Consider the following 26,991-nt stretch of genomic DNA (forward strand, 5'->3'; position numbering starts at 1 on the left):
ACGCTGTGCAATTGGTTACGCATGCTTAGGATCGATGCCGTGGCGATCACTGAAGGTCTTGTACGAGCTCGTGGTGTCCGATATGCGACCGCTTCCCGGTTCGCCGCGCCGGAGCCGTCCAAGTGGGACGGTGTGATCGACGCCGGCGAGCGTGGTCCCGCCTGTCCACAGCCACCGTCCGCACTGGCCGCCCTGGTCGGCAGTTCCGTCGAGGGCCTGACGTTCGACGAGCACTGCCACGTGCTGTCCGTCACCGCGCCCGCCGACGCGTCCGGTCTGCCCGTGATGGTCTGGTTCCACGGCGGCGCCTACGTGACCGGCAGCGGTGAGTCGACGAAGTACGACGCCGGTCTGCTTGCCTCCGAAGGCGTTGTGGTGGTCAATGTCAGCTACCGCCTCGGCGTTTTCGGTTACCTGCAGGACAACCTGGGCCTGCTCGACCAGCTCACCGCGTTGCGCTGGGTCCGGGACAACATCGCGGCGTTCGGTGGCGATCCGGCGAACGTGACGGCGTTCGGGCAGTCCGCGGGCGCCGACTCCGTGTACGCGCTGATGCTCACCGACACCGAGAACCTGTTCCACCGGGCGATCCTGCAGAGCGCACCGCTGGGCACCCGCAGCCCCGAACGCCCGGAGATGACGGCCGCGCTGCGTGCGTCGATCTCGGTCGACGCCACGACCTCCGTGGAGGACGTGCTGGCGGCCCAGGCCGCCGCCGTGGTCGCGATGGGACCGAGGTTCGCCCCGTCCGGCGGCATGCCGTTCGCCCCGACGCTGGACGAGATCGACCTCGCCGCGGCGGCGTCCCGCGTCGAACTGCTCGTCGGGCACACGGCCGACGACGGCAGCCCGTACGTGCCGAGCCGTGAGCACTGGGCGGCGGTGACCGAACTGATCTTCGCCCTCGGGGCCCGTGAACTGGCACGGGACTGGACGGCGGCGGGTGGGCAGGCCGCGACCTACCTCTTCCGGTGGGCGCCCGCCGACGCCCCCATGGGCTCGTGCCACTGCATGGAGCTGCCGTTCCTGTTCGACCCGGACGGCTGGATCGGCGCGGGCATGCTGGCGGGGCAGGAGCCGGACGCCGAGCTGGCGAAGACCATCCGGAGCACGTGGGCGGGTTTCGCGCGAAACGGGATGGACGCGCTGCCGTCCCGGTCGCTTGAATTCGGCGGGTGACCGATCGCGAGCGTTTGCGCACCACGTTCGGCGAGGACGCGGCCCGCTACCACCGGGCCCGTCCCACCTATCCCCCGCAGCTGTTCGAACGCCTGAACGGCCCGCGAATCCTGGAGATCGCGCCGGGCACCGGTCAGGCGACGCTGCCGTTGACCGCGCTGGGCGACGTGACGGCGGTGGAGCTGAGCCCTGAGCTGGCCGCTGTCGCCCGTTCGCACGCCCCGGACGCCCGTGTGGTCGTGGCGGACTTCGACGACTGGCCGTTGCCCGCGACGCCGTTCGACCTCGTGGTGTGCGCGACGGCGTTCCACTGGCTCGATCCGCACACCCGCATGGCCCGGTGCGCCGCCGCGTTGCGTCCCGGCGGCGTGCTGGCCGTGATCTCGACGCACCACATCGCGGGCGGGACCGAGCGGTTCTTCGTGGACGTGCAGGAGATCTACGAGCGCTGGGACCCCGCCACGCCGCCGAACCTGCGGCAGTCCCCCGCGTCGGGCATCCCCTGCGAGTTCGACGAGAGCGCGCTCTTCGACGAACCCGAGTTCCACCGGTACGAGTGGGAGCAGGCCTACGACACCGAGGCGTACGTGGACCTGCTCCTCACGTATTCGAACCACATCGCGCTGCCTGCGCGCGATCAGCTGATCGCCGACATCACGTCGTTGATCGACACGCGGCACGGCGGCCGGGTCGTGAAGCGGTACATGACCCAGCTGGCCGTGGCTACGCGCAGGTGATGCGCGGCGAGGCCCAGTCGCCGTGGTCGGAGTTGATGCCGTCACCGGCGTCGGTCAGCACCAGCCGCAGGTTCTCGGCGTCGGTGAGCGACGCCGAGAGCTTCTTCCCCGCGTCGGTGCCGGTGAGCTTGCCGGAGTCCGCGACCTTCACCTCGTCCGCGAAGACCTGGAAGACCACCGATCCCTTGCCGGTGGCCACCTCGTCGTCGACCCCGACGTCCACCGACAGCGCGGAACACTTGCGGCCCAGGTAGAAGTCGATCGACCCAGCCGCGTGCGCCCCGAAGCCGCGCGCGTGCGTCACGCCGTTGATGGTCAGCGTCTTGCCGTCACCGGCGGCCTGGTTGCCGACGGACCTGTCGATCTCGACGGGACCCCAGCCGTTGGTCGACGACGACGCCTCGAACGCGGACAGGTCGGTGGTGCCGGCCGGAGGAGTCGGGCGCGGGCCGTCCTGGGAGACGCGGTAGATCACCGTGGCGAGCGAGGGAACCGAGGCCGAGATCGTGCCGGTCGTGGTGCGCGTCGACTTGGTCCAGAGGTCCTTCAGCACCGCCGGACCGGACATGCCGATCTCCGAGAGCGACGTCGAGATCGTCTGCGTGGAGCCGGACTTGTTGAACAACGCCACGGCCTTGTCCCCGTTGGCGAGCGGCTTCACGATCACGTCGACCCCGGACTTGCCGGTGGTGCGGATCCGCTTGCCCTGCACGCCCAGCCGATCCTGGTCGACCGCGATGACGTCCTTGTTCTCCAGGATCGTGAACGTGTCGGCGGAGACCTTGCGCAGGTCCGAGCCGATCAGCAACGGCGCCGCCATGATCGACCACAGCGAGAAGTGGCTGCGGTACTGCACAGCGCTCATCTTGCCGTTGCCGACTTCGAGCATGTCCGGGTCGTTCCAGTGCCCAGGACCGGCGTAGGAGTCCAGCACGACGTTCTTCTCGTAGATGTCCATCGTGCGCGGCCAGGTGTCGTTGATGTCGCCGGTGGTGCGCCAGAGGTGTCCGGTGTCCGACGCCCACTCCCACGGCTTGTTCTGGCCCCACTCGCACAGGCTGAACACGATCGGACGGCCGGTCTTCTTCAACGCGTCGCGCATCTTGCGGTAGCGCTGCTTCGCGTCGACGCCCTGGTTGTTGCAGTTGTCGTACTTCAGGTAGTCGACGCCCCAGCTCGCGAACTGCTGCGCGTCGGACTCCTCGTGGTCCAGGCCGCCGGGAAAGCCGTTGTCCTTGTTGCAGGTCTTGGTGCCGGCGCTGGTGTAGATGCCGAACTTCAGGCCTTTGGAGTGCACGTAGTCGGCGACGGCCTTGATGCCGTTGGGGAACCGCGTCCTGTTCGGCACGAGCTTGCCGGCGGAGTCACGGGTCTTCTCGGCCCAGCAGTCGTCGATGTTGACGTACTCGTAGCCCGCGTCCTTCAGGCCCTTGTCGACGAAGATGTCGGCGATGCCCTTGACCATCGCCTCGTTGAACTCGGTGCGGCAGGCGGTGGTGTTCCAGTTGTTGAAGCCCATCGGCGGGGTCAGGGCGAGGCCGTCCGGCAACGCCTGCGCGGCGGGGACGACCAGGACCGCGCCGACCACTGTGGACAGCACGGCCAAGGCGATGGTGCGCATGGGGCTTTCCTTTCCGAGCATCACGCGGGAAGACCCCAGGGCTTGCCGGGGGTCGTGATGGCGACCGGCCGGACGGCCAGGCCGGGGCGGCGGCCCCTGGGGTGCACCAGGACTTCCTGCCCGCGACGCAACGGGATCTCCAGCGTCCCGTCGCCGCGGTCGTGACAGCGGACCGGCGACGCCACGGTCACCGGTCCGTCGATGCCGTGCCGCAGCACCAGAGGCTCGCCCGCGCGGCTGCGGACCAGCACGAACTCGGTTTTGCCTCCGGAGCGGCGGGCCGTCACCGAGAACCCGCCCTCGGCCGAGTGGTCGGCGATCATGACGTCGGGCCAGGCGGACGGCACGGCGGGGAACACCCGGACGATCCCGCCCCAGCTCTGGCACACGAAGTCGTGGATCGTCTGCGCGCCGGACAACGGGGTCTCCACGACCGGCCCGGCCTCGGTGTACATGGTGTTCTCGAGCACCGGGTAGCGCTTGGTGGTGTCGAACATCTTCACGAAGTACGCGTAGGCCTCGTCGCCGCGGAACATGCGCGCGGCGATCGAGCCGGACCCGGAGTAGCTGTAGCCGCGGTGCGCGGGCTCCAGCGACATCCAGTGGTGCAACGACTTCTCGATCAGCTCGCGGTTCTCCCGCTGGTCCCAGTTCACCGTCATCAGCGGGAACGTCGCGAGCAGGTGCGAGAAGTGCCGGTGCGACACGGTGAACGGCACGCCGGCGCCGATCATGAACCCGTTGACGTCGACCGGGTACGGGGTCAGGTCGCGCAGGACCTCACGCCACTTGGGTTCCAGCGGGTCGTTGATCCTGAGCTTGGCCGCCGAGTCGATCAACGTCTGGCAGCCCCAGCGGATCAGCTGCAGGTCGTAGTTGCAGTCGGGTGCGTCGCCGTACTCGGGTGAGGTGGTGACGTCGAGGTGGAGCCTGCCGTCGCTCCCCTTCCTGAGGAAGTGCAGGTAGTAGTTGATCGACCGGCGCAGCAGCGGGAACACGACGTCGGACAGGATCCGGGCGTCCATGCTGTGCCGGTAGGACAGCCAGACGTTGTGCAGCGCCCACGTCAAGTTGCCGAGCTCCTTGACGCCGGTGCCACCCGTGCCCGGTTCGTACAGCGTGCCGGCGTTCGACGTCGTGCGGTCGGTGCTGCGGCCTACGCCCGCCGAGTCGTGCCGGTACTGCTCCTTGACGTTGCGGACGAGCTGGTCCTGGCTGTCCTTCAGGGTGCTGGCGATCGAGTCCAGTTCCAGGTGGTTCGAGCCGTGGATCAGCCAGTACTCCAGCTGCACGTTGAGGTTCCACCAGGCCGCCGCCCACGGCGTCCTCTCGAGCCACGGGCCGGTCGTCGCCATCACCGGGCTCCCTGCGCGCGAACCGGACGCGACCTTGTAGAGCTGGATCCAGTAGAACGACTGCAGCCGCTGGTCGCCGAACGACAGGAAGCTCTTGCGGTAGAAGTCGTTCCACCACTTGCGGTGCGCCATCGTCAGTCGTCCGCCGAGCACCGCGGCCTCGCGCACGGCCGTCAGCACGGTCTTGTCGGCGACGGCCTCGGGGTAGGTGTGCGCGACCGACAGCAGCACCCGTTGCGTGCGACCGTGGGTGATCAACCGGAAAGCGGTTGCCGTCTGCCCGCCCGCGTTGAGCGCCTGCGTCACCAGCGTCTCGCGGCCGGCCGCCACCGTCACCGGGCTCGGGTTGCGGACGTACCCCTCCGGCAGCGGGTCGAAGTCCGCGCGAGGCGGAATCGCCTGGCTGGGAACGAACTCCAGCACCGGCTTCTCGGCGCCGGTCGCGGTGACGTTCAGCGAGAACACCGAGCGTTCGGAGTGGACGTAGGCGGCGAACGTGATCGCGCCGAGCGACGTGGTCACGGTTCCACGCAACTCCGCGTTCCACAGGTCGAGGCGCCAGTCGACGGCCGTGACGGTGCCGGCCGCCGTCATCTTCAGGTTTCCGACAGGAAGCCGGCAGACCCCGAACTGGCTGCCGCCGCTCGCGCGGTGATCCTGCACGTCGGCGTGCTGCACGGTGAATCTGACGACGTTCTCCTCGGCGTAGACGACGCTGCCGAGGCGCCCGTCACCGAGGAACGGAGCCTGTCCGTACCGGGTCGGAGGTTTTTTCCACACCAGATCCTGCGCGCCGACAAAAGCTTCCCAGTCGCGTTTCGACATGCCATCACAGGCGAAGACCTCCGATGGCCCGGTCTCTTTCCCGGTCGCCACCCCCGACTGACCCAGCAAGACCGCTGCGGTGGTTCCCCCGAGGAAACCCCTTCTACCCAAGACCATTGACCACTCCTCGCCCGCGCATGACAACTGCTCACGTTCAGCTGCGCGGCGAGGCAGCTCGGTCCAGACCACCCGAAAGGTAGGAGTTCTGGGGCACATCGCGCAAGACCCAACCAACCGCAACACGATGCAACAACCGGGTGCTGCTCACCCTGCGACATGGGTAAGACGCCTAGGATGTGCCGCCAAAGGGGCGGGGAGGACACGCATGAGCCGTGCCCTGTACGAGGAGGTGGCCATGGCCGTGTCGACAACGGCGTTCAACGAGGGCAGGGTCCCCCAGCGGGGGCGTCCTCGCGACGCCAGCAGGGACGACGCTTTACGTCAGGCAGCGCTCGAGGTGATGGCCGAGGTCGGGTACCGGGCCCTCACCATGGACGCCGTCGCTGCCCGTGCGAGAGCGGGCAAGGCGACGATCTACCGGCGCTGGGAGTCGAAGCTCGATCTCGTGATCGACACGTGCACCCAGCTCGCCACGCAGAACCTCGCGGCACCGGACACCGGCTCACTGGCCGGAGACCTGCGCGAGTTCCTCTCGTCGTTCGCCGCGTTCCTGTCGGGACCGATCGGCAAGGCCGCCCAGGCACTAGTGGGCGAGCTTCCCCACGAGCCCGAGCTGGCGGCGGCGTTCCGGGAGACGTTCCTGATCTCCCAGCGCGACGTGCTGCGCGGCATCCTGGACCGGGCCGCCGAACGGGGCGAGCTCAAGGCCGACGCCCCGCGCGGCATGGCGGTGGAGATCGCGGGCGCGGCCCTGATCTACCGGCTGATGCTGACCGGGGACCCGCTCGACGAACCGTTCGTGGAGAAGGTCGTCGAGCAGGTGCTCCTGCCGTTGGTGCGGGTTTCCTAGCGGAAGAGCTTGCGGACCAGCGCGAAGCCGACCACGACGCCGACCGCGATCAAGGTGTACTTGACCTTGGGCTGACTCAGCACGTCGAGCACGGACGACTTGCCCTGCTCGACGAGCTTCTGCGGGTTGGCGCGCTCGCCCAGCTCGTCCAGGGTGGCGGCCAGCGCGGTGCGAGCCTGCTCGATCTCGCGCTGAATGGTCTCGGGATCGCGAGCCACATGTCCTCCTAGCAGCGGTTCTACTCGCAACCGTAGTGGACGGTCGGTGGCGCGGCTTCGTGCGACCCTGGTCAGACCCGAGAGAGCGAGTCCACGAACGGCCGATAGGCTTCCCCGCGAGGGGTCGTAGCCCAATTGGCAGAGGCACTGGGTTTAGGTCCCAGCCAGTGGGGGTTCGAGTCCCCCCGACCTCATTGATCAGCGGTTTCTAGTGGTTCGCCGCGGGGGCTGGCCCGCGGCGAACCACCTTCAAGTTAGCCGCTGGACCACCGGGTACATCCCCAGCGAACTGTTCCGCGAGCCGTTCTTTGCCGTAGAGCCGGACCGACTCCAGCTGCTCGAACCGGCCGGCCGCGGTGAACGTGAGCAGCGACTTGGCCACGAGCGCCGACAGCACCACCAGCACCCGGTCCGAGGGCAGGTCGCAGGCCTGGACCGCGACGTCGAGCCCGAAGCCGCGAGGGCCCTGCGAAATGCACCGGAACACGTGCTGCTCGTCGGCGCTCAGGTGGTCGTAGCTCCAGCCGATCGCCGCACGCAGGCTCTGATGACGTTCGGCGGCGGTGCGGTTACCGCGGTTGAGCAGCTCCAGGCGGTCGTCCAGCCGCGCCAGAAGCTCCTTGACGGGCAACACGGTCACCAGCCGTGCGGCGAGTTCGATCGCCAGCGGGAGGCAGTCCAGGCGCGCGCACAGAGCGGCCAGCACGTCCCTGTCGCCGAGCCGCAGGCCCACCTGGTTCGCGCTGGCGCGGTCGATGAACAGCTCCACCGCGTTCGTGATCGACAGCGGCGGCACCGCGACCAGCACCTCGCCCGGCACCCGCAGCGGTTCGCGGCTGGTCGCGATGACCGTGAGGCCGGGGCAGCCGAGCAGCAACGGCTCCAGCAGCGCCGCGCACTCCGCCGCGACGTGCTCGCAGTTGTCCAGCACCAGCAGCGTCCTGCGGCCCGCCAGCGCGCGCACCAGCGTGCTCAGGCCGGGCTCTCCGGTCGCCTCGCCGAGCGCCGCCGCGCACGCCCGTGCCACGTCCGTCGCCGAGGCGAGCTCGACCAGCGTCGCCCGGCTTCCGACGAACTCCTTGATCAGCCTGGTCTTCCCGACCCCGGCCGCTCCGACGAGCGTCAGCATGCGGGTGTCGGTGAGCCCGGTGAGCCGGAGCAGTTCGGCGTCGCGGCCGATGAAACTGTCCAGTGCCATCACGGGTTCGTTGACGCGCTGCCGGTAGGCCCGTTGCCGGCAGGCGTTCGAGCAGTACCGCGCGTGTCTGCGCCGGGAGGTGGCGGTCGCGGTGCCGCAGATCGCACACGTCCCCACCTGGTCAGCCATCGAAGTCCATCGTAGTCAAACGATTAACCGCCGGAAAGGCCTTACCGCCGGGATGTGGACCAATGGCCCTCGACCGCGTATACATCGGATGTGTCGCCGCCGCGACCTACGTCTGAGGGGACTGGTCATGCGGTTGTCCACCGTGCGATGGCACGCGGCGGGAGCGCTCGTCATCGCACTGACAGCGAGCGTCACACCTCCAACAGCAGCAGCACAAATCGATCCTCGCCCGAAAGCTGTCGTGACGCTGTCGAACGGCGTCCCCACTCTGTCCGTGAGCCGTGGCGGCACCACGGTGGTGGAACCGAGCCCGCTGGGCGTGGTGACGGAAAGAGCGGATCTTTCGACCGGCCTCCAACTGACGGGCCGGACCTCGCGCCGCGTGGTCGAGCACTACACGGCGTCGTCCGGGAAGCAACGACAGCGCACAGTGGTCCACGAAGAAGAGCGGTACTCGTTTGTCGGCGCGGCGCGTTTGGATCTTGTCGTGCGGACCGCCGCGGACGGTGTGGCCTATCGGTACGAACTGCCTGCCGGACTGGGCAACGTGTTGCGCGAGACTTCGACGTTCCGCATTCCGGTCACCGCCACCGCCTGGATCGCGAAGTACCGGCGTGACTACGAAAACCCGTTCGTGCAGACGAACGCGGCCGCCGCGGAGACCGCCGACTACCTGCATCCGGCACTGTTCGAGACGAACGGTGTGTACTCGCTGCTCACCGAGTCCTCTGTGGATGGACGGCACTCCGGCGCGCACCTCGCGCACACGGCCGGTTCCGGTGTGTACTCGGTCAAGTACTGGGACGAGCAGGTCGCGGTGGACGGACCGTGGCAGTCGCCGTGGCGCACCGCTGTCGTCGGTTCGCTGGCGGACGTGTCGGCGTCGACCCTCGTGGACGACCTGGCTCCCCGGTCGAAGGTGCGCGACACGTCGTGGATCAAGCCCGGCAAGGTGTTCTGGAGCTGGCTCGCCGGTGGCCGCGAAGCCGGTCAGAGCCTGGCGATGCAAAAGCAGTACGTGGACTACGCGGCAGCGCACGGCTGGCCGTACGCGCTGGTCGACGCGGGCTGGTACTTCGACCCGAACTGGGACTACGACCCGTCGTGGGAGCAGACCTCGTGGATTCCCTCGCTGGTCTCCTATGCCGCCGCACGGGGCGTGAAGATCCATCTCTGGGTGCACTACGACGAGCTGGACACGCCAGCGGAGAGCGCGACCCGGCTGGCGTTGTTCGAACGGTGGGGCATCGCGGGCGTGAAGATCGACTTCATGGACTCCGACGGCCAGGACCGCTACCGCTGGTACGACCGAATTCTCGCCGAGACAGCCGCACACCATCTACTCGTGAACTTCCACGGTTCGACGATCCCGCACGGCATTCACCGCACGTGGCCGCACGTCATGACGATGGAAGCCGTGCACGGCGGCGAGAAGTCCTCAGGCCTGACAGGACAGCACCTGACCGCCTTGCCGTTCACACGCGGTGTCGTCGGAGGCATGGACTACACGCCGTTGGCTTGGCACCGTCCTTCCCGCACCACGTCCGACGCGCACGAGCTGGCGTTGACCGTGATCTACGAGTCGGGTCTCGCGAACCTCGCTGGGCGGCCGGAGGACTACGCCGCGCGGCCCGTCGCCGAACGTTTCGTCGACCAGGTGCCGACCGCGTGGGACGAGACGCGGCTGCTGTCCGGACGTCCCGCGGATCACTCGGTGTTCGCGCGGCGGTCCGGCGACCGGTGGTTCATCGGCGGTGGGTACTCCGGTGCCGCACGGACCGTGTCGGTGCCCTTCTCACTGCCTTCCGGCCGCTGGCTGGTGGAGATCACACGGGACGGTCCTGCGGGGCTCGTGCACGAGTCACGGATCTTGCGCGCCGGCGACACGCTGACGTTGGACGTGGCTGCCAACGGAGGTTTCGCGGCCATCGCTTGCCGGGCCGGATCTTCCACGTGTGAGCGTCCGGTTTCGGCGGTGCCGTCGACTGCGGTGTCGGCTTCTGCCGGTGGGTTCACGGTGACCGGGCTGTTCACGACCCGCTCGGACGTGCGCGGGGTGACGTTGGCGCCGCGTGTGCCGGCGGGATGGTCGGTTCTCGGAAACCCGGTCACGGCAAGGGTTGTGCGTCCCGGGCAGGCTTTGTCCGGCACCTGGACCGTCGTGCCGCCCGCTTCGCCCTCGTCCTACGGCTACTTCGACATCCCCGTCGTGGCGTCGTTCAACTCGGGGGTGGAGTCGGAGAAGACCGCGCGGGTGCACCTGGTCCGGCCGCTTCCGGAGGGCTGGTCGTACGTGTCGGACCGGCCGTGGACGTCGGCCGTCGGCGGTGACGGCCCGGTGGAGAAGGACCTGACGAACGGTGGCGCCACTGCCGGTGATGGCCGTGGCATCGCGCTGCGCCGCGTGCCCTATGGCAAGGGCTTCGGCACACACGCGTCGTCTGAGATCACTTACGCACTGGATGCCCGCTGCACCGCGTTCGCCGCTTCGGTCGGTGTCGACGACGAGGCCGGTTTGGACGTGGCCCGCCAGCGCGTGGGCGGCACCGTCGCGTTCCAGGTGCTCGGCGACGGCGTGGTGCTGGCCGGCACGGACGTGCTCGGCGTGCGTTCCCCGGCCCGCGACCTGGCCGTGGACGTGACCGGCGTGAGGACTCTCACCCTGCGGGTTCTGGACGGTGGTGACGGCACGCAGAACGACCACGCTTCTTGGGCGGACGCAAGGATTCGCTGCGCCTAGTGGTTCTCCCTGAGGTCGGGGTGGGGTTTTCCCCACCCCGACCTTGCGGTTCACCCCAATGTCCCCGGCTCTCTGCATCCGTAACTTGGACTACATGAACTTGGTCGACTGGGTCACCGACCTGATGCACACGGCCGGCGCACCCGGAGCGGCTTTGGCGATCGCGCTGGAGAACCTGTTCCCGCCGCTGCCCAGCGAGGTCTTCCTGCCCCTGGCCGGATTCACCGCGGCCCAGGGCAAGATGTCGCTGCTCGACGCCATCCTCTGGACCACGTTCGGATCCGTCGCGGGCGCGGTCCTGCTGTACTGGATCGGCGCCGCGCTGGGCCGCGACCGGGTGCGCCGCATCGCCTCCCGCATGCCGCTGGTCCGGGTGTCCGATGTGGACAGGACAGAGGCCTGGTTCCTGCGCAACGGCTACCGCGCGGTCTTCTTCGGCCGCATGATCCCGGTCTTCCGCAGCCTGATCTCGATCCCGGCCGGCGTCGAACGCATGCGATTAGCGCCGTTCCTCGCCTACACCGCCGCGGGCAGCCTGCTGTGGAACACGGCGCTGATCCTCGCGGGCTACCTGCTGGGCGACAACTGGCACCTGGTCGAGCAGTACGTGGGCATCGGCTCGAAGGTGGTCCTGGGCCTCGCCGTGGTGGCCGTGGTGATCTTCGTGGTCACCCGGCTGTCGAAGAAGCGCACCGACTCCCGCGCCTAGGAGCCACTGCGCCGAGCCGCTCACACCCCTGAAACCCGTCGGGCAGGCCACGTCCGTCCAGTCTCACCGAGCCGCCAATCCGTACAGGCACGCCGAGCCGGCCACGCCCGCAAGGCCCCCGCGTGCGCCACGCCCGCTAAGCCTGGCGGGCGCGCCATGCCTCATCGCCGCACGGCAAGCCCGTCAGCCGCCCGCCAACCTGCCAGCCCACCGGCCCCCCCAATCCGCCAGCTCCATCAACCCACCGGCCAGCCAAGCCAGCGGCCCAGCCAACACAGCGGCAGCCAGCCCCGCGAGCCCGGCGCGGTCCCCCACCCCCAAAGGCGCATCTGCACCGCGCCGCCAACTTCGCCACCGTCAAGTCACACCCGGAGCCACAAGCCGCCCGCGATCCGGTGGTGGCTCAGTTCGCGACCTTCAGCCCGTCCAGATGGCCCATCAGCTCCCGGACAGCACTGCGACCGGCCCGGTTCGCCCCGATCGTGCTGGCCGACGGCCCGTACCCCACGAGGTGGATCCGCGGATCGGACACCACACGGGTCCCGTCCACCTGGATCCCCCCGCCGGAAGCCCGCAGGTGCAGCGGGGCGAGGTGGTCCAGATCGTGCCGGAACCCGGTGGCCCACAGGACGACGTCGGCGTCGAAGCGCTCCCCGGAAGCCCATTCGACACCGGAAGGCGTGAGCCGCTCGAACATCGGCCTGCGGTCCAGCACCCCGGACGCGATGGCGGCGCGGGTCTGGTCGGTCAGCGCCAGCCCGGTGACGCTGACGACGCTGCGCGGGATCAGGCCCGCCCGGACGCGTTCCTCGACCATGCCGACCACCCAGCGGCCGTAGTCCTCGGTGAACGGGCCCTCCCGCCACACCGGTTCGTGCCGCGTGACCCAGCGGGTCTCCGCCGCGAAGGGAGCGAGTTCCATGAGCAACTGCGTGGCCGACGCGCCGCCACCCACGACCACGACGCGCTTGCCGGCGAACTCGGCGGGGCCCTGGTAGTCGGCGGTGTGGAGTTGGCGGCCCTGGAACGTCTCCTGGCCCGGGTAGTACGGCCAGAACGGGCGACGCCACGTGCCGGTCGCGTTGATCAGGCCGCGCGTGGTCCAGACGCCGTCCGAGGTCTCGACCTTGAGCAGCGCGCCGTCGTTCACGACCTGGGTGACGTTCACCGGGCGGACGACGGGCAGGTCGTAGAGCTGTTCGTAGCGGGCGAAGTAGGACGGGATGGCCTCGTTCGCGCGTTCTTCGGGTGCGGGCTGTTCGAACGGCATGCCGGGCAGTTCGTGGATGCCGTGCACGGTCCGCATGCGCAGGCTCGGCCACCGGTGCAGCCACGCACCGCCGGGCGAGTCGTTCGCGTCCAGCACCACGTGCTCGACGCCGCGCCGCTGCAAGAAGTACGAGGCGGACAGGCCCGCCTGTCCCGCGCCGATCACCACCACATCCGTCACATCTCGGTCAACGGAAGGAGGCAGCCGGTTCTTCTCACCTGTGAGCTACAAAACATCGGGCAAAAGGTTCGGGCGACCGTTACCTTCCGGCAGCGTGCACCTACTTCTGACAATGGCGCTGCTCGCGGCGCCCGTTCCCACCACGACGGCCTCCTACGCGGTCTACGACCGGATCACGCACACGTTGACCGGCCGGGACGTGCACAAGCCGATCAGATCCGCCTCGCTGGTGAAGATCCTGATCGCGATCGAACAGCTGGAGACGCGCGGCGACGACCCGCGCATCGAACCGATGCTGCGCGTCAGCGACGACAACGCGGCGAGCGAACTGTGGGTGGAGAACGGCTGGGACCAGCTGGTCGTGCGCACAGCCGAGCGGTTGAAGCTCAAGGACACGCGGCCGCCGGAGAACCGCGGCAAGTGGGGCTACACGGCCGTGAGTGCCTATGACGTCGTGAAGATCTACCGCTACCTGCTGGAGGACGCGAAGCCGAAGGTGCGGCACACGATCATGGGCCACCTGCAGCGGGCGGAGAAGTGCGCGGCGGACGGGTTCGACCAGTCGTTCGGGCTGCCGTCGGCCACCTGGCGGCCCGCGTTCAAGCAGGGCTGGTCGGGGTTCGGCGACCCGACGAAGCCGTGCGTCGACAGGCCGCGCCCGCGCATCCAGTGGGAGCTGGACACGAAGTCGCCGGCCCTGCACACGTCCGGAACGTGCCTGTTCAGCATCGTCGTGGTGCTGACGCTGCACCCCGAGGGCACCACCTACGAGAAGGCGGCGAAACGAGTTACCCAGCTCACGGAAGAAGTGACCAAGCATCGGTGTTGATCGATGCATGAGCCGTCTGAGTGAGATCCCGCTGTCCGTACTCGACCTCGCGCCCATCACGTCGGGGTCGGACGCGACGACCGCGTTGCGGAACTCGCGGGAACTCGCTCAGCAGGCCGAACGCCTCGGCTACACGCGCTACTGGTTCGCCGAGCACCACAACATGCCCGGCATCGCCTCGTCCGCGCCGGCCGTCCTGATCGGGCACATCGCGGACGCCACGTCGACGATCCGCGTGGGCTCCGGCGGCGTCATGCTGCCCAACCACGCGCCGCTCGTGGTCGCCGAGCAGTTCGGCATGCTCGAAGCGCTGCACCCCGGCCGCATCGACCTCGGCATCGGCCGCGCGCCCGGCACCGACCAGAAGACGGCGCGGGCGTTGCGGCGCACCGAGGCCGGTCTGTCCGCGGAGAACTTCCCGCAGGAGCTGACCGAGCTGATCAAGTACTTCGAGGGCACCGCGGACCTCAACGCCGTGCCCGCCGCGGGCAACAAGCCGCCGATCTGGCTGCTCGGCTCGTCGGGCTACAGCGCGCAGGCCGCGGGTCTGCTGGGCCTGCCGTTCGCGTTCGCCCACCACTTCAGCGCCCAGAACACGCTGCCAGCGCTGGAGCTGTACCGGCGACACTTCCGGCCGTCCGAGGTCCTGCAGGAGCCCTACGCGATGGTGTGCGCCTCGGTGATCGTCGCCGACACCGACGAGCACGCGCGGTACATCGCGGGCCCGGGAGCGCTCTCATTCGTGCGGCTGCGCCAGGGCAGCCCGGCGCCGCTCGCCACGCCGCAGGAGGCCGCGGACTACCCGTACACCGAGATCGACCAGCTGGTGATCGAGGACCGCATGTCCAGCCAGATCATCGGGTCCCCCTCAACGGTCCGTTCCGGGCTGGACGAGTTGATGGAGTCGGCGGCGGCCGACGAGCTCATGGTGACGACGATCGTGCACGGGCACGAAGACCGCCTTCGTTCGTTCGAACTCCTCAGCGAGGTGGCCGAACGGACGCCGTCGATGGGCCGTTCAGCCGCACATACGTGAGTCGGTCAGGCGTGACCTTCACGTTTTGTACGACTGACACTGGTCTGAACGGGTGATAAACGGCTCCGCTTGTAGCGCGTGGCACACAGTGGGCGATGATCGGTATGAGCGCGCACGCCCCCCGACGCGCTCCCTAGCATCACCAGCGACCTCGGTCGCATCGGACGGCGTGGGGCCGGCGCACTGTGTGGCGCCGCCCACGCCGCCCATTACGAGTCGGCCACGTCCCGGCACCAGGTCCGCTTCAGAGGCCACTTTCGTTCGCACTTCCCTCTTCGGCACCGTCACAGTTGACGTGAGTCGCTCACACCCACCGCCGGGGTGGGAAAGGGGAGTTCGTGAAGTTCGCCAAATCGGCCGCGGGCCTGTGCCTGTTGCTGGCCGTGGCGGGATGTGCGGGCCCCAGTGTCGCCGTCACCCCCAACGAGAACCTGACTGTCGAGCAGCGAGCTGAGACGCCCAGCGCGTCCGGTGCCGCCGCGTTCGGCACACAACGCGTGTGGGCCTCGGGCCTGTCCGTCGTGGTGTCCGCTCCCCGCTCCCTCGCGCCGTCCGCGACGGCGATCCCACCGGCCAAGCGCACGGCGGTCTTCACGATCACCGTCTACAACGGCTCCAAGTCGCCCTACCGCTCCTCCCAGCTCGCCGTGCGCGCACTGGCGGACGGCCAGCCGGCCGCCGAGCTCGTCGATTCGGTACAGGGCCTCAACGGCCTCGCCGCCGCCGTCGCCGAACTCCCACCAGGCCGCGACACCCAGCTCCAGCTGGCGTTCGCGGTACCGGAGTCGGCCGTGCGGATGGAGCTGACGATCCAGCCGGGCGGACAGGGCCAGGACGCGCCCACCGTCTTCGAGGGCCAGGCGTAGTCCCCCGAATAGGCTCGGGGGCATGACCAGTCGTCTCGAACCTGGTGACACGGCGCCCGCGTTCACGCTGCCCGACAGCGAGGGCAAGCCGGTGTCCCTGTCCGACTACCTCGGCAAGTCCGTGGTCGTGTACTTCTACCCGGCCGCGAGCACCCCGGGCTGCACCAAGCAGGCCTGCGACTTCCGCGACAACCTCGGAGTCCTCGCCGACTCCGGCTACGAGGTCGTCGGCATCTCGCCGGACAAGCAGGAGAAGCTCGCCAAGTTCCGCGACGCCGAAGGCCTGACCTTCCCGCTGCTGGGCGACCCGGACAAGAAGGTCCTCACCGAGTGGGGCGCCTTCGGCGAAAAGCAGAACTACGGCCGCACCGTCCAGGGCGTGATCCGCTCGACGTTCCTCGTCGGCCCGGACGGCAAGATCGTCAAGGCCATGTACAACGTCCGCGCCACCGGCCACGTGGCCAAGCTCCTGCGCGAACTCCCCGCCTGACCTTTCACCACACCTGAGGCCGCCGTCGCTTTGTTGCGACGGCGGCCCTTTTTTCAGGTATGTTGGGTTGGAGGGCGCGCAACAACGCCGCCCCTGTTCCGGTGAGGGTGATACACCGTGTGTCGTTTGACGGCACCTAACGGCCCCGACATCCCGTCTGATTTCATCTTGCGAGTCCACTTCCCCACGCGCGGCGGCTGACCAGGCCTTTCGCCTGCCTATCACCCGTTCTCTTCAACACGCACGCCTAGCGCTGCGTGCATTTCGTGCTGGGAAAATTCAATGCTCAAGTGGATCCTGCTAGCCCTCGCCGTGGGCGCGGAAGTCTTCGCGACCCTCTGCCTCAAATACTCGGACGGCTTCACCAAACCCTGGCCCACAGCGGGCCTGGGTGTCGGCTTCCTAACGGCCCTCTACCTGGAATCGCAGGTGATCAGAATGGGCGTGCCCGTCGCCATCACCTACGCCATCTGGGCAGGCGCAGGCATAGCCCTGGTGGCCATCACCAGCCGAGTCCTCTTCTCTGACCCACTCAACCTGGCCATGCTCGCCGGCATGGCCTTGATCGCCGCAGGCGTCTGCGTCGTGTCGGTGGCCTCCCACGCCCAGGCAGCCGTCTAATCTCGTTTGGGTGGGCTTAGAAATCGAGGCCGTCTCCAAACTCGGCCAGTCCGTAGCGCTCCGAGCCGCCACCGAGTGGCTGGCGAGCCACACCGACGAGCGCACCGCGTCGCTAACGGAACTGGCCGCGGCCGAACTATCCAGGCCCACCCAACGAGCCAAGCTGGACACCCTGATCCAGCACATCGGCCACCAGGTGACCGAACAACTCGAATCGGCCCTCGAACGCTTTACCGACGACATCGCCTCTTCCCTCACCGCAGTGGAGGAGGCGCTGTCATCCGTCGACCTGTCTGACACCGCACTCCTGGCAGACGATGCCGACCCCGAGGTGCTGGCCCAGCGCATCCGCCGCTCTCTGCCACGCCAAGACTTGGGCCGCTGTTACGAGATCGCACTGGATCAGTCGTGCCGCTACCTGGTGCAGATCGTCAGGAACCTGCCGTCGTTCCAGCCGCGTGCCCTGGCTGAGGTCCTCTCCCGCGCCACCGCCCAAGCCGCTCAACTCGACGACATTCTCGCCCGGCTCCCCCGAACCTCGCTGTACGCACCGCAGGGCACCGACAACGACGACGAGTTCCGCGAGGAGTACCTGCGCTACATCGGCGCCAACCTGGATCGCCTGGAACTTCTGGGTCTGTCCATGAAGGACCGCCCTCGCCTAGCGCTGAGCGTTGCCTATCTCAGTCTCACTGTTTCAGGCAAGAAGCAGCAGCGCGGAAACTGGTTCAGCGAACCCGACCGCCAAGCACATTCAGGCGTACGAGTCGAGTCAGCGCTGGTCAACCGAACCTATGTGCGTGGCGAAGCGGGTTCAGGCAAGACAACGCTTCTGGACTGGCTTGCCGTCACCGCCGCCCGTGGCGGTTTCACCGGCAACCTGCAGGAGTGGAACGGGATGGTGCCCTTCCCAGTCCGGCTGCGCGCCTATGCCGACACTTCCTTGCCCACCAAGCCCGAAGAGTTCGTCACTGGTTGGCTGGCCGGAATCATGCCCGCAGGTTGGGTCCACCGCGCCTTGCAGTCTGGCAAAGCACTGCTGCTCGTAGACGGAGTCGACGAGGTCCGCCCGGAGAAGCGCACGAACGTCCGAGAGTGGTTGCGCGAACTCGTGCAGACCTTTCCGGCAGCGCGAGTAGTGGTTACAGCGCGCCCCGCCGCTACGGATGAGAAGTGGTTGGCAGAACTGGACTTCTCCTCTGTCGAGTTGGGGCAGATGAGCCCGGGCGACGTGAAGGTGTTCCTGAAGCGCTGGCACGAGGCCGCCGGAGCACCCGAAGAGGCTCAACGGCGACTCGTCACACAACTCGAGAGCCGGGAACACCTGCAGAGCTTGGCGTCCTCGCCCTTGCTGTGCGCAATGTTGTGCGCGCTGAACCTGGGCAGAGTCTCGGAACTGCCACAGAGCCGCATGGAGTTGTACGCAGCAGCCCTCACGATGCTGTTGGATCTACGCGACGCCGAGCGCGGTATTGCCCGCATCCTCACCACCTCGGACAAGACCGTGCTGCTTCGGGATCTTGCCTGGAGGCTGACGCTGGGCGAACTGTCGCAGTTGCCGACCGCCAAGGTGCACGAACACGTGGCGCGCAAGATTCGCTCGATGCCCAACGTCGACGAGGAACCCAGCGCCGTCGTAACCCACCTGCTGGAACGCAGCGGTGTGATCCGCGAACCAGTTCCAGGCCAGGTCGACTTCGTGCACAGGACCTTCCAGGAATACCTCGCCGGTGAGGAGGCGATGCAAGACGGCCAGGTCGAGACCCTGGTCGCCCACGCCCATCAGGATTCCTGGACGCAGACCATCATCCTTGCTGGCGGACATGGTCAACGAACCCAGGTGACCGAACTGCTGACCGCGATTCTCGACCTTGCCGACCGTGATGCAGGCCAAGCCCGCCGGCTTCAGCTGCTGGCAGCCGCGTGCTTGGAAACCGTCCGCGACGTCGACCCTGATGTGTGCGACAGGATCGACGCGATCATCCGGGACCAGCTCGTGCCGCCACGCAGTGCGGAGGAGACCACGTCGCTGGCCACCATCGGCCACCGAGTGCTCCGTTATCTGCCGGCCTCGCTCGAGGAACTCTCCTCTGCCATGGCCGTCGCAACGGTGCGTAGTGCCGCGTTGGTCGCTTCACCGGAAGCAATCGCCAGGCTCGCCGCATATGCGCGCGATCCAAGGCAGGAGGTCCAGCGAGCGTTGATCAATGCTTGGCTGAGCTTCGATGTTCAAAGGTATGCGGAAGTGGTTCTGGCAGACGCACCGCTGGAAAACGGGATCGCCAGAGTCGAGTCGATCCGCCTGTTTCCGCACCTGTTCCGGCTCAGGCATCTGGAGAGCGTGGAGGTCTGGCTCCCACGCAACGAATCGCTGGGCAGCTTGAGCCTTGTCAAGGACCTGCCTCCGGTACGCGACTTCTTCGCATGGACGTCGGGCGAGATCGATCTCAGCCCCTTTGCGCAGGTGACCAGGAAGATGATCTATCTACGGGGTGCACAGCGCTATACGAACCTCGAGCTTTTACCAGACGCCGCCAACCTGGGCTTGTACCAGAACGAGCAATGGCGAAGTCTCGACTTCCTGCGTGGCAAGCAGGCGCGGTTCGTTCACCTGAGCGCAGTGGCTCCCGATTGTGACCTGAGCGCGCTCAGGGAAGTGATCGGCTTGCATGGCCTCTACTGCAAGGGCTGGAACGTTGCGAAGATCGCCTCCGCGCTGCCTGGCCTGAAGGTTCTCGGCCCCACGAGCGACGAACCGATCGACCTCCGTCCAGTGCGCGGCCGGTCGCTGACACTGATGCTGGATCAACGGAACACCTACATCGGGGTCGAAGATCTCGGCCCCGACGTAGAAGTTCAGTGGGAAATCTAGGCCAGTTTGCGCAGGTACGGGACCAGGAGCTTCAGGGCGCGGCCCCGGTGGGACTCCGCATCCTTCTCCTCCGCCGTCATCTCGGCTGAAGTGACCTCGTAGCCCTCGGGCACGAAGATCGGGTCGTAGCCGAAGCCGTTGGTGCCACGACGAGCCCGCAGCAACGTGCCGCGCCACTCGCCGCGCACGACGACCTCTTCGCCACCGGGAACAACGAGAGCGACCACCGACACGAACGCGGCACCGCGGCGCTCGTCCGGCACGTCGCCCAGCTGCCCCAGCAGCAGGTCCAGGTTGGCGTCGTCGTCGCCGTGGCGGCCCGACCAGCGGGCAGAGAGCACGCCAGGCATGCCGTTCAGCTCATCCACTGCGAGCCCGGAGTCGTCCGCCACCGAAACCAACCCAGTGGCCGCGGCGGCGTCGCGGGCCTTGGCCAGCGCGTTGCCCTCGAAGTCCGGCGCGGTCTCCGGAGCCTCCGGGAACTCAGGCACGTCCGAGAGCGACAGCACCTCGATGCCGTCGAGCGACTCCGACACCACGATGCGCTGGAGTTCGCGGAGCTTCTTCGCGTTGCGGGAAGCCAGCAGGAGCTTCATCGCTTGCTCGCCTTGGGCTCCGGCAGGATGCCGGGGTAGGGCTTGGCCAGGGCCTCGGCCTGCAGGCGGTTGAGCTCGGCGCAGCCCTGGAGGGCGATGTCGAGCATGCGGTCCAAAGTGGAGCGGGCGAAGGTGGCGCCCTCGCCGGTGCCCTGGACCTCGATCAACGTGCCCGCGTCGGTGGCGACGACGTTCATGTCGACCTCCGCGCGCGAGTCCTCCTCGTACGGCAGGTCCAGGCGGACGCGGCCGTCGACCACGCCGACGGAGATGGCGGACACCGCGCACGACAGAGGTGACGGGTCGGCCAGACGGCCGGCCGCGCCCAGGTACGTCACCGCGTCGGCCAGCGCCACGTAGGCGCCGGTGATCGCGGCGGTACGGGTGCCGCCGTCTGCCTGGATGACGTCGCAGTCGATGACGATGGTGTTCTCGCCCAGGGCGGCGAGGTCGATGCAGGCCCGCAGAGAACGGCCGATCAGGCGCGAGATCTCGTGCGTGCGGCCGCCGATGCGGCCCTTCACGGACTCGCGGTCGCTGCGGCTGTGCGTGGCCGAGGGGAGCATCGCGTACTCGGCGGTCACCCAGCCGAGGCCGGAGCCCTGGCGCCACCGGGGGACGCCTTCGGTGACACTCGCGGCGCACAGCACGCGGGTGTTCCCGAACTCGATCAGGACCGAGCCCGCGGGCCAGGTCTGATATCCACGCGTGATCCGGATGTCACGCAACACGTCGTCGTTTCGGCCGTCGGTTCGCACCACGGCGCCTACCCTAATGAACCCTGCGGAGCGCCATGGCGTAGGGAGAGACATGCTGACGATCGACGGTATTCCGCTTCACCCGTTGCTGGTGCACGCGGTGGTCGTGCTGTTGCCTCTCGCGGCGCTCAGCGCGGTCGCGATCGCGCTGGTCCCGGCCTGGCGACGGCGATACGCGTGGCCCGTTCTCGGGGTCACGCTGGCCGGTGTCGCGGCGGTTCCGCTGGCCAAGCAGGCCGGCGAGGACTTCCAGGCCGCGCTCGCGAAGAACGGCGTGCAGAACCCCGCCATCCAGACCCACGCGGACCTCGGCACGATGCTGCTGCCCATCGCTCTCGGGTTCGGCGTCGCGGTGATCGTGCTGCTGGTCGCGGGACGGCTGGCCGACCGCGAACGCCAGGCGGAGGCACCCACCACGAAGACGTGGCGGGTGATCTCAGTCGTGGTGTCCGTGCTGGTCGTGCTGCTCGCGGTCGGCACGACGGTGCAGACCGTGCGGGCAGGTCACAGCGGTTCGGAGGCGGTCTGGAAGGGCGCCGGGAGCTGAAGCGGCGACGTCGCCGACTGCTTCAACGTCCGCGTGACCGTGCAGAACTGCTCCACGGCGCGCCGGACGACGGTCTCCAGTGCCTCCGGGTCGTCCACGGCGGACAGGTCGTACGAGAGCGTCACCGGGATGGAGATCACCTCGTTGCCGCTCTCGGACTGGACCGCGTCCGCCTCCGCTGTCAGCTGATCGCCGCCTGTTCGCCGCAGGATCACCGTCTCCGACGTCACCATCGCGCAGCCCGCGGCGGCCGCGACCAGCAGTTCCACCGGGCTGAACGAGCCTTCCTGGCCCTTTCGCCCGATCCGCACCGACGCGCCGCGCCCGTTGGATGCGACGAACTCGTGCTCGCCGACGCGCTCCAGGTTGATCATGTCCGCTCCCCCACCTCGTACCGGCCGCCCTGCACGACCAGCTCACTCGGCCCGCCGAACGCGGACCGCGCCTCGGCCAGCACGTCCTCGCGCGACGTCCACGGCGGCACGTGCGTGATCAGCAGCCGCCCGGCGCCCGCTCGCGCGGCCAGCTCCCCCGCCTCGCGCCCGGACAGGTGCAGGCCGGGCTGCCGGTCCGGGGCGTGCGTCCAGCTCGCCTCGCTCAGCAGCACGTCGACGCCGGACGCCAGCGAGTCCAAAGCGGGACACGGCCCGCTGTCCCCGGTGTAGGCCAGCGACACCTCGCCGCAGGAGATCCGGAAACCGTAGGCCTCGCAAGGATGTGCGACCACGGCCGAGTCCACTGTGAACGGTCCGATCCGGACCGTCGAGCCCAGGCCGCGGAACGAGAACACGTCGCTGAAGTCCAGTGACGACCGCTCGGCCTCGTTCGGCGCGTAGGCCGCGATGAACCGCGAGTGCGCCTCTGCGGGCGCGTAGACCGGCAACGGCCCGGACGGCGGCAGCGGATGGTACTTCCTCGCCACGTAAAGAGAAGACACGTCGACGCAGTGGTCGGGATGCAGGTGCGAGAGCACCAGCGCGTCCATCGAGAACAGCGACCGTTCCTCCTGGAACCGCGACAGCACGCCGTTGCCGAACTCCAGCGCCAGCGTGAACCCGTCGGCTTCCAGCAGGTACCCCGACGCCGCCGCACCGGGCCCGGGAATGCTGCCGGAGCAGCCGAGGACGGTCAGCAGCACATCAGCCCCACTGTTCGAAGGTCGGCAGGAACCTGGCGGCGAGCTTCGCGAACCGCTCGGGCGGACCGGTGCACGTCACCCGGTGCAGAGCAGGCTCAGAGGCGAACTCGTCTCGCTCGGTCAGCAGCCGCACGACGTCCTTCACCGTCTCCTCGGCGCTCGACACCAGGGTCACGTGCTCGCCCATGACGATCTGGATCACGCCGGTCAGCAACGGGTAGTGCGTGCAGCCGAGCACGACCGTGTCGACCTCGGCGCGCTGCAACGGTTCCAGGTAGGCCTGCGCCAGCCCGAGCACCTGCCGCCCCGAGGTGATGCCCCGTTCCACGAAGTCGACGAACCGCGGGCACGCCGCCGCCGTCACCGTCACGTCGCGCGCCGCCTGGAACGCGTCCTGGTAGGCGTGCGAGTTGATCGTGCCGAGCGTCGCGATCACGCCGACGCGGCCGCTGTGGGTCGTCCGGACCGCACGGCGCACGGCGGGAAGGATCACCTCGACCACCGGCACGTCGTAGCGCTCACGGGCGTCGCGGAAGCAGGCGGCGGACGCGGTGTTGCACGCGATCACCAACATCTTCGCGCCTTCGTCCACGAGCCGGTCGCAGATCTCCAGGGCGTGCTTGCGCGCCTGCGCGATGGGTAGCGGCCCGTAGGGACCGTTCGCCGTGTCGCCGATGTAGTGGATCGACTCGCCCGGCAACTGGTCCATGATCGCGCGGGCGACCGTCAGGCCGCCGACGCCCGAGTCCATGATCCCGATCGTCACGCCGTGAATGTAGCCGGTGCGCTGGTGCGACGGTTGTCGCGGGAAACACCCCACGCAGCCAAAACGCCGCCGATTGCGCCGAACAGGTGGCCTTCCCAGGACACTCCCGGCTGGCCCGGCAGCACGCCCCACAGCGCGGCGCCGTACAGCGCGAACACGCCGACCGCGATCACCAGTTGCAGCCACGAGCGCGCGAAGATCCCGCGCACCAGCAGGAACGCCAGGAAACCGAACACCAGCCCGGACGCGCCGATGTGGCTGCCGGGGCTGCCGAACACCCACACGCCGAGCGTCGAGGCCAGCCAGATGACCGCGGTGACCTGGAAGAACTGCTTCAGCCCACCCGAGGTCGCGAGGAACCCGAGCAGCAGCAACGGAACGGCGTTGCCGGTGAGGTGGCTCCAGTCGCCGTGGATCAACGGCATCCACAGCAGGTTGTCCCACTGGCTGAAGTCGCGCGGCCGCACGCCGTCGTCCTCCAGCGAGCCGCCGGTCGCCACGTCGAAGGCCTCGACTAGGTAGAGGAACCCGACGAATCCCGCCACGACGAGCAACGACAGCACTGGATGCGGCGGTATTACCCGTTTCGCGAGCGCGGTGCGGTCCACTCGTCCAGGGTACGTGCCGATTAGGGTGGTTGGGTGTCGATCGAAGTAGCCGTACGCGCGTCCGCCCAGCTCGGCGAGGGGCCGACGTGGGACCACAGCAGTTCCACGTTGCTGTGGGTGGACATCCTCGCCTCCGAGGTGCACCGGTACGCACCCTCGCGGGACGACGACGCGGTGCTCGTGGTGCCGCAGCACGTGGGTGCCGCCAAGCCGCGCGCGCAGGGCGGGATCGTCTGCAACCTGCGGGACGGCATCGCGCTGATCGACCGCGACGGCGCCAAGAGCTGGCTTGTCTACTGGGCGCGCGAGGGCGTGCGCGGCAACGACGCGGGCATCGACCCGTCGGGCCGGCTGTGGGCCGGCACGATGCGCTACGACCAGGCCGCCGACGAGGGCTGGCTCGCCAGGATCACCGGCGACGGTGCCGCGAAGGTCATGGTGGACAAGGTGAACACGAGCAACGGCGTCGGCTGGAGCCCGGACGCGAAGCTCATGTACTTCATCGACACGCCGACCCGCCGCATCGACGTCCTCGACTTCGACAACGCCACCGGCACCGTCGCGAACCGCCGCCCCCTCACCCACGTCGGCAACACCGACGGCTGGCCGGACGGGCTCACCGTGGACGCCGACGGGTGCGTGTGGGTCGCGCTGTGGGGCGGCCACGCCGTGCGCCGCTACACGCCTCAGGGCGACCTAGACCGCGAGATCGAACTGCCGGTCGACAACCCGACCGCGTGCTGCTTCGGCGGCCAGGACTTCACCGACCTCTACGTCACGTCCGCCCGCTCCGGTCTGTCCGACCAGACGCTGATGGACCGGCAGCTCAACGGCTCCGTGCTGGTGCTGCCCGGCGTCGGCCAGGGCGTGCCGAGCGTCGCGTTCAACGGCTAGAGCTGCGCAAATCACTCGTACGACGGTGGACCGGCAAGTTAAGATCACTTGTCGGTTCACCGTCGTTCAATGAGCATTCTGGGGGATGCGAAATGAGTGAGGACCTGGCCTGGAAGGGCGCTGTCTGAGAGAACTGCTCACGCCCAGAGGTGGCCGTCGAGTTTGGCGGCCGCCTCGTCCAGGGTTCCGGCGTAGGCGCCGGTGGACAGGTACTTCCACCCCGCGTCGGCCACCACGAACACGATCTCCGCCGCCTTCCCCGCCACCTCGGCCTTCTGCGCCACGGCCAGCGCGGCGTGCAGGATCGCGCCCGTCGAGATGCCGGCGAAGATGCCCTCGGTCTCCAGCAGCTGCCGGGTGCGGCGCAACGCGTCGTAGGAACCGACCGAGTACCGCCCGGTCAGCACCGACTCGTCGTACAGCTCCGGCACGAAGCCCTCGTCGAGGTTGCGCAGCCCGTAGACCAGCTCGCCGTACCGGGGTTCGGCGGCGATGATCTGCACGTCCGGCTTGGCCTCGCGCAGGTACCGGCCGACGCCGACGAGCGTGCCCGTCGTCCCCAGACCGGCCACGAAGTGCGTGATCTCCGGCAGGTCCTTGAGGATCTCCGGGCCCGTGCCGCGGAAGTGCGCCTCCGCGTTCGCCGGGTTCCCGTACTGGTAGAGCATGACCCAGTCCGGGTTCTGCTTCGCGATCTCCTTCGCCGTGGCGACGGCCTGGTTCGACCCGCCGGCGGCAGGCGAGAACACGATGCGCGCGCCGTACGCCTGCAGCAGCTGCTTGCGCTCGGTCGAGGTGTTCTCCGGCATCACGCACACGAGGCCGTAGCCCTTGAGCTTCGCGGCCATGGCGAGCGAGATGCCGGTGTTGCCGGACGTCGGCTCCAGGATCGTCGCGCCGGGACGCAGCACGCCGTCCCGCTCCGCCGCCTCGATCATGGCCAGCGCCGGCCGGTCCTTGATCGAGCCGGTCGGGTTGCGGTCCTCGAGCTTCGCCCAGATGCGCACGTTCTCGGACGGCGACAGGCGCGGCAGGCCCACCAGCGGTGTTCCGCCGAGCGCGTCCAGGAGCGAGTCGTAGCGGGCCATGGAGAAGATCAGCCGCCCGCGACGGCCGGGAGGATGGTGACGTTGTCGCCGTCCTTCACCTCGGCCGCGAGGCCACCGGAGAAGCGCACGTCCTCGTCGTTGACGTAGACGTTGACGAAGCGGTGCAGCGTGCCCTCCTTGACCAGGCGGGCCTTGAGGCCGCCGTGGTTGTTCTCCAGGTCGTCGATGACCTCGGCGAGCGTCGTACCGGCAGCGGACACCGACTTCTCGCCCCCGGTGTGGGTGCGCAGGATGGTCGGGATCGACACGGTGACTGCCATGGTGGTTCTACCTCCGGGAAACGGGTGCAACTCAGGATTCGACGATCTTGACCGGTTCCTCGGTCACGACACCGTCGACGATGCGGTACGACCGCAGCTCGTGCTCGATCGGGTCACGCGTGGAGACCAGCACGTAGTGCGCCTCCGGCTCGCCCGCGAACGAGATGTCGGTGCGGGACGGGTACGCCTCCGTCGCGGTGTGCGAGTGGTAGATGACCACCGGCACCTCGTCGTTCGCGTCCATCCCGCGCCACACCTTGAGCTGCTCGGCCGCGTCGAACCGGTAGAACGTGGGCGACCGCTCGGCGTTCTCCATCTCGATGAAGCGCTCAGGGCGATCGGACCCGAACGGCCCGGCGATCACCCCGCACGCCTCGTCGGGATGGTCGCGGCGCGCGTGGGCCACCATCGCGTCCACCAGGTCACGGCGAATCACCAGCACGCGCTCAATCCTACGGGCTGGCCGGAGT

Annotated in this window: 27 protein-coding genes and 1 tRNA gene; 14 read left to right on the forward strand and 14 right to left on the reverse strand. The window is 68.4% G+C overall.

The genetic code is table 11. The features are described 5' to 3' along the window. Positions 1-39 precede the first annotated feature (39 nt). Positions 40-1,179, forward strand: a complete 1,140-nt coding sequence (locus ACIQF0_RS33545; protein ID WP_401036305.1) for a carboxylesterase family protein — start codon at positions 40-42, stop codon at positions 1,177-1,179. Then, on the forward strand, positions 1,176-1,916 hold the full coding sequence (locus tag ACIQF0_RS33550; protein WP_401036308.1) for a class I SAM-dependent methyltransferase: 741 nt from the start codon (positions 1,176-1,178) through the stop codon (positions 1,914-1,916). The genes ACIQF0_RS33545 and ACIQF0_RS33550 overlap by 4 nt, the downstream gene beginning before the upstream one ends. On the opposite strand, the gene ACIQF0_RS33555 is transcribed toward ACIQF0_RS33550, so the two are convergent. Both ACIQF0_RS33555 and ACIQF0_RS33560 read right to left on the reverse strand, forming a co-directional pair. Then, positions 1,903-3,537, reverse strand: coding sequence for an NPCBM/NEW2 domain-containing protein (locus ACIQF0_RS33555; protein WP_401036310.1), 1,635 nt, complete (start codon positions 3,535-3,537; stop codon positions 1,903-1,905). The genes ACIQF0_RS33550 and ACIQF0_RS33555 overlap by 14 nt on opposite strands. A gap of 20 nt (positions 3,538-3,557) precedes the next feature. Beyond that, entirely contained in the window at positions 3,558-5,717 is a 2,160-nt protein-coding gene (locus ACIQF0_RS33560) for a glycosyl hydrolase family 95 catalytic domain-containing protein (RefSeq protein ID WP_401036313.1), read from the reverse strand. Between the two features lie 325 nt (positions 5,718-6,042). On the opposite strand from ACIQF0_RS33560, the gene ACIQF0_RS33565 reads away from it, so the two are divergent. Next, entirely contained in the window at positions 6,043-6,687 is a 645-nt protein-coding gene (locus tag ACIQF0_RS33565) for a TetR/AcrR family transcriptional regulator (RefSeq protein WP_245822135.1), read from the forward strand. Here the strand turns inward: ACIQF0_RS33565 and ACIQF0_RS33570 are convergent. Beyond that, the gene (locus ACIQF0_RS33570) at positions 6,684-6,905 is read right to left on the reverse strand and encodes a DUF3618 domain-containing protein (protein ID WP_360040197.1); all 222 of its coding nucleotides are present in this window, start codon (positions 6,903-6,905) and stop codon (positions 6,684-6,686) included. The genes ACIQF0_RS33565 and ACIQF0_RS33570 overlap by 4 nt on opposite strands. Before the next feature lie 120 nt (positions 6,906-7,025). On the opposite strand from ACIQF0_RS33570, the gene ACIQF0_RS33575 reads away from it, so the two are divergent. After that, a tRNA-Leu gene (locus tag ACIQF0_RS33575) sits at positions 7,026-7,099 on the forward strand. Between the two features lie 14 nt (positions 7,100-7,113). On the opposite strand, the gene ACIQF0_RS33580 is transcribed toward ACIQF0_RS33575, so the two are convergent. Beyond that, positions 7,114-8,232 carry an ATP-binding protein gene (locus ACIQF0_RS33580; protein WP_401036316.1) on the reverse strand — a complete coding sequence of 373 codons (1,119 nt, stop codon included), beginning with the start codon at positions 8,230-8,232 and terminating at the stop codon, positions 7,114-7,116. A 241-nt stretch (positions 8,233-8,473) separates the two neighbouring features. On the opposite strand from ACIQF0_RS33580, the gene ACIQF0_RS33585 reads away from it, so the two are divergent. Both ACIQF0_RS33585 and ACIQF0_RS33590 read left to right on the forward strand, forming a co-directional pair. Further along, complete coding sequence (locus tag ACIQF0_RS33585; protein WP_401036319.1) at positions 8,474-10,972, forward strand: glycoside hydrolase family 97 catalytic domain-containing protein; 2,499 nt, start codon at positions 8,474-8,476, stop codon at positions 10,970-10,972. A 94-nt stretch (positions 10,973-11,066) separates the two neighbouring features. Next, positions 11,067-11,681, forward strand: a complete 615-nt coding sequence (locus ACIQF0_RS33590) for a DedA family protein (RefSeq protein ID WP_401036322.1) — start codon at positions 11,067-11,069, stop codon at positions 11,679-11,681. A gap of 403 nt (positions 11,682-12,084) precedes the next feature. Here ACIQF0_RS33590 and ACIQF0_RS33595 read toward each other — a convergent pair whose 3' ends face one another. After that, entirely contained in the window at positions 12,085-13,131 is a 1,047-nt protein-coding gene (locus tag ACIQF0_RS33595; RefSeq protein WP_401036324.1) for an FAD-dependent oxidoreductase, read from the reverse strand. Between the two features lie 94 nt (positions 13,132-13,225). On the opposite strand from ACIQF0_RS33595, the gene ACIQF0_RS33600 reads away from it, so the two are divergent. The 6 genes from ACIQF0_RS33600 to ACIQF0_RS33625 all read left to right on the forward strand — a co-directional run bounded on the left by ACIQF0_RS33600 (position 13,226) and on the right by ACIQF0_RS33625 (position 19,845). Beyond that, positions 13,226-13,960, forward strand: coding sequence for a hypothetical protein (locus tag ACIQF0_RS33600; protein WP_360040183.1), 735 nt, complete (start codon positions 13,226-13,228; stop codon positions 13,958-13,960). Positions 13,961-13,967: 7 nt separating this feature from the next. Continuing rightward, complete coding sequence (locus tag ACIQF0_RS33605; RefSeq protein WP_401036325.1) at positions 13,968-14,996, forward strand: LLM class flavin-dependent oxidoreductase; 1,029 nt, start codon at positions 13,968-13,970, stop codon at positions 14,994-14,996. A gap of 338 nt (positions 14,997-15,334) precedes the next feature. Beyond that, complete coding sequence (locus ACIQF0_RS33610; RefSeq protein WP_319978095.1) at positions 15,335-15,862, forward strand: hypothetical protein; 528 nt, start codon at positions 15,335-15,337, stop codon at positions 15,860-15,862. Between the two features lie 22 nt (positions 15,863-15,884). After that, a complete protein-coding gene (bcp, locus tag ACIQF0_RS33615) occupies positions 15,885-16,352 on the forward strand; it encodes a thioredoxin-dependent thiol peroxidase (protein ID WP_360040176.1) in 468 nt (155 codons plus the stop codon). 282 nt (positions 16,353-16,634) lie between these two features. Then, positions 16,635-16,973 (forward strand): multidrug efflux SMR transporter, encoded by a 339-nt coding sequence (locus ACIQF0_RS33620; protein WP_360040173.1) that lies wholly within the window; start codon positions 16,635-16,637, stop codon positions 16,971-16,973. A gap of 10 nt (positions 16,974-16,983) precedes the next feature. Beyond that, on the forward strand, positions 16,984-19,845 hold the full coding sequence (locus ACIQF0_RS33625) for an NACHT domain-containing protein (protein ID WP_401036329.1): 2,862 nt from the start codon (positions 16,984-16,986) through the stop codon (positions 19,843-19,845). On the opposite strand, the gene rdgB is transcribed toward ACIQF0_RS33625, so the two are convergent. Both rdgB and rph read right to left on the reverse strand, forming a co-directional pair. Beyond that, positions 19,842-20,441 carry an RdgB/HAM1 family non-canonical purine NTP pyrophosphatase gene (gene rdgB, locus ACIQF0_RS33630; RefSeq protein WP_401036331.1) on the reverse strand — a complete coding sequence of 200 codons (600 nt, stop codon included), beginning with the start codon at positions 20,439-20,441 and terminating at the stop codon, positions 19,842-19,844. The two genes, ACIQF0_RS33625 and rdgB, sit on opposite strands and share 4 nt — an antisense overlap. Beyond that, positions 20,438-21,202: a ribonuclease PH gene (gene rph / locus ACIQF0_RS33635; protein ID WP_401036334.1), complete on the reverse strand. Its 765-nt coding sequence runs from the start codon at positions 21,200-21,202 to the stop codon at positions 20,438-20,440. The genes rdgB and rph overlap by 4 nt, the downstream gene beginning before the upstream one ends. A 49-nt stretch (positions 21,203-21,251) precedes the next feature. Here rph and ACIQF0_RS33640 point away from each other — a divergent pair, with 49 nt between their 5' ends. Next, complete coding sequence (locus tag ACIQF0_RS33640; protein WP_360040161.1) at positions 21,252-21,746, forward strand: DUF2231 domain-containing protein; 495 nt, start codon at positions 21,252-21,254, stop codon at positions 21,744-21,746. Here the strand turns inward: ACIQF0_RS33640 and ACIQF0_RS33645 are convergent. Genes ACIQF0_RS33645 through ACIQF0_RS33660 form a run of 4 tightly spaced genes read right to left on the reverse strand, consistent with a single transcriptional unit; the run spans position 21,704 to position 24,258 of the window. Beyond that, positions 21,704-22,120, reverse strand: coding sequence for an OsmC family protein (locus ACIQF0_RS33645; protein WP_360040158.1), 417 nt, complete (start codon positions 22,118-22,120; stop codon positions 21,704-21,706). The genes ACIQF0_RS33640 and ACIQF0_RS33645 overlap by 43 nt on opposite strands. Continuing rightward, positions 22,117-22,884: an MBL fold metallo-hydrolase gene (locus ACIQF0_RS33650; protein ID WP_401036337.1), complete on the reverse strand. Its 768-nt coding sequence runs from the start codon at positions 22,882-22,884 to the stop codon at positions 22,117-22,119. The genes ACIQF0_RS33645 and ACIQF0_RS33650 overlap by 4 nt, the downstream gene beginning before the upstream one ends. 1 nt (position 22,885) lies before the next feature. Beyond that, entirely contained in the window at positions 22,886-23,635 is a 750-nt protein-coding gene (murI, locus tag ACIQF0_RS33655) for a glutamate racemase (RefSeq protein ID WP_360040328.1), read from the reverse strand. 11 nt (positions 23,636-23,646) lie between these two features. After that, on the reverse strand, positions 23,647-24,258 hold the full coding sequence (locus tag ACIQF0_RS33660) for a rhomboid family intramembrane serine protease (protein WP_360040153.1): 612 nt from the start codon (positions 24,256-24,258) through the stop codon (positions 23,647-23,649). Positions 24,259-24,291: 33 nt separating this feature from the next. Between ACIQF0_RS33660 and ACIQF0_RS33665 the strand changes: the two genes are divergently transcribed. Beyond that, positions 24,292-25,152 carry an SMP-30/gluconolactonase/LRE family protein gene (locus ACIQF0_RS33665; RefSeq protein ID WP_401036338.1) on the forward strand — a complete coding sequence of 287 codons (861 nt, stop codon included), beginning with the start codon at positions 24,292-24,294 and terminating at the stop codon, positions 25,150-25,152. Positions 25,153-25,289: 137 nt separating this feature from the next. Here ACIQF0_RS33665 and ACIQF0_RS33670 read toward each other — a convergent pair whose 3' ends face one another. Genes ACIQF0_RS33670 through ACIQF0_RS33680 form a run of 3 tightly spaced genes read right to left on the reverse strand, consistent with a single transcriptional unit; the run spans position 25,290 to position 26,963 of the window. Next, positions 25,290-26,240 carry a PLP-dependent cysteine synthase family protein gene (locus tag ACIQF0_RS33670; protein ID WP_093598711.1) on the reverse strand — a complete coding sequence of 317 codons (951 nt, stop codon included), beginning with the start codon at positions 26,238-26,240 and terminating at the stop codon, positions 25,290-25,292. A gap of 8 nt (positions 26,241-26,248) precedes the next feature. After that, complete coding sequence (locus tag ACIQF0_RS33675; protein WP_030479225.1) at positions 26,249-26,521, reverse strand: MoaD/ThiS family protein; 273 nt, start codon at positions 26,519-26,521, stop codon at positions 26,249-26,251. Positions 26,522-26,552: 31 nt separating this feature from the next. Then, the gene (locus ACIQF0_RS33680; protein ID WP_360040144.1) at positions 26,553-26,963 is read right to left on the reverse strand and encodes a M67 family metallopeptidase; all 411 of its coding nucleotides are present in this window, start codon (positions 26,961-26,963) and stop codon (positions 26,553-26,555) included. Positions 26,964-26,991 lie beyond the last annotated feature (28 nt).

The sequence above is a fragment of the Lentzea sp. NPDC092896 genome, from assembly GCF_044754905.1.
GTDB lineage: Bacteria > Actinomycetota > Actinomycetes > Mycobacteriales > Pseudonocardiaceae > Lentzea.

Excerpts from the sequence above, each read along its gene's own strand:
- ACIQF0_RS33640 (WP_360040161.1), top strand. The coding sequence starts at position 21,252 with ATGCTGACGATCGACGGTATTCCGCTTCACCCGTTGCTGGTGCACGCG.
- rdgB (WP_401036331.1), bottom strand. The coding sequence starts at position 20,441 with ATGAAGCTCCTGCTGGCTTCCCGCAACGCGAAGAAGCTCCGCGAACTC.
- ACIQF0_RS33620 (WP_360040173.1), top strand. The coding sequence starts at position 16,635 with ATGCTCAAGTGGATCCTGCTAGCCCTCGCCGTGGGCGCGGAAGTCTTC.
- ACIQF0_RS33560 (WP_401036313.1), bottom strand. The coding sequence starts at position 5,717 with ATGTCGAAACGCGACTGGGAAGCTTTTGTCGGCGCGCAGGATCTGGTG.
- bcp (WP_360040176.1), top strand. The coding sequence starts at position 15,885 with ATGACCAGTCGTCTCGAACCTGGTGACACGGCGCCCGCGTTCACGCTG.
- ACIQF0_RS33580 (WP_401036316.1), bottom strand. The coding sequence starts at position 8,232 with ATGGCTGACCAGGTGGGGACGTGTGCGATCTGCGGCACCGCGACCGCC.
- ACIQF0_RS33555 (WP_401036310.1), bottom strand. The coding sequence starts at position 3,537 with ATGCGCACCATCGCCTTGGCCGTGCTGTCCACAGTGGTCGGCGCGGTC.
- ACIQF0_RS33565 (WP_245822135.1), top strand. The coding sequence starts at position 6,043 with ATGAGCCGTGCCCTGTACGAGGAGGTGGCCATGGCCGTGTCGACAACG.
- ACIQF0_RS33675 (WP_030479225.1), bottom strand. The coding sequence starts at position 26,521 with ATGGCAGTCACCGTGTCGATCCCGACCATCCTGCGCACCCACACCGGG.
- murI (WP_360040328.1), bottom strand. The coding sequence starts at position 23,635 with ATGGACTCGGGCGTCGGCGGCCTGACGGTCGCCCGCGCGATCATGGAC.
- ACIQF0_RS33605 (WP_401036325.1), top strand. The coding sequence starts at position 13,968 with ATGAGCCGTCTGAGTGAGATCCCGCTGTCCGTACTCGACCTCGCGCCC.
- ACIQF0_RS33645 (WP_360040158.1), bottom strand. The coding sequence starts at position 22,120 with ATGATCAACCTGGAGCGCGTCGGCGAGCACGAGTTCGTCGCATCCAAC.
- ACIQF0_RS33670 (WP_093598711.1), bottom strand. The coding sequence starts at position 26,240 with ATGGCCCGCTACGACTCGCTCCTGGACGCGCTCGGCGGAACACCGCTG.
- ACIQF0_RS33590 (WP_401036322.1), top strand. The coding sequence starts at position 11,067 with ATGAACTTGGTCGACTGGGTCACCGACCTGATGCACACGGCCGGCGCA.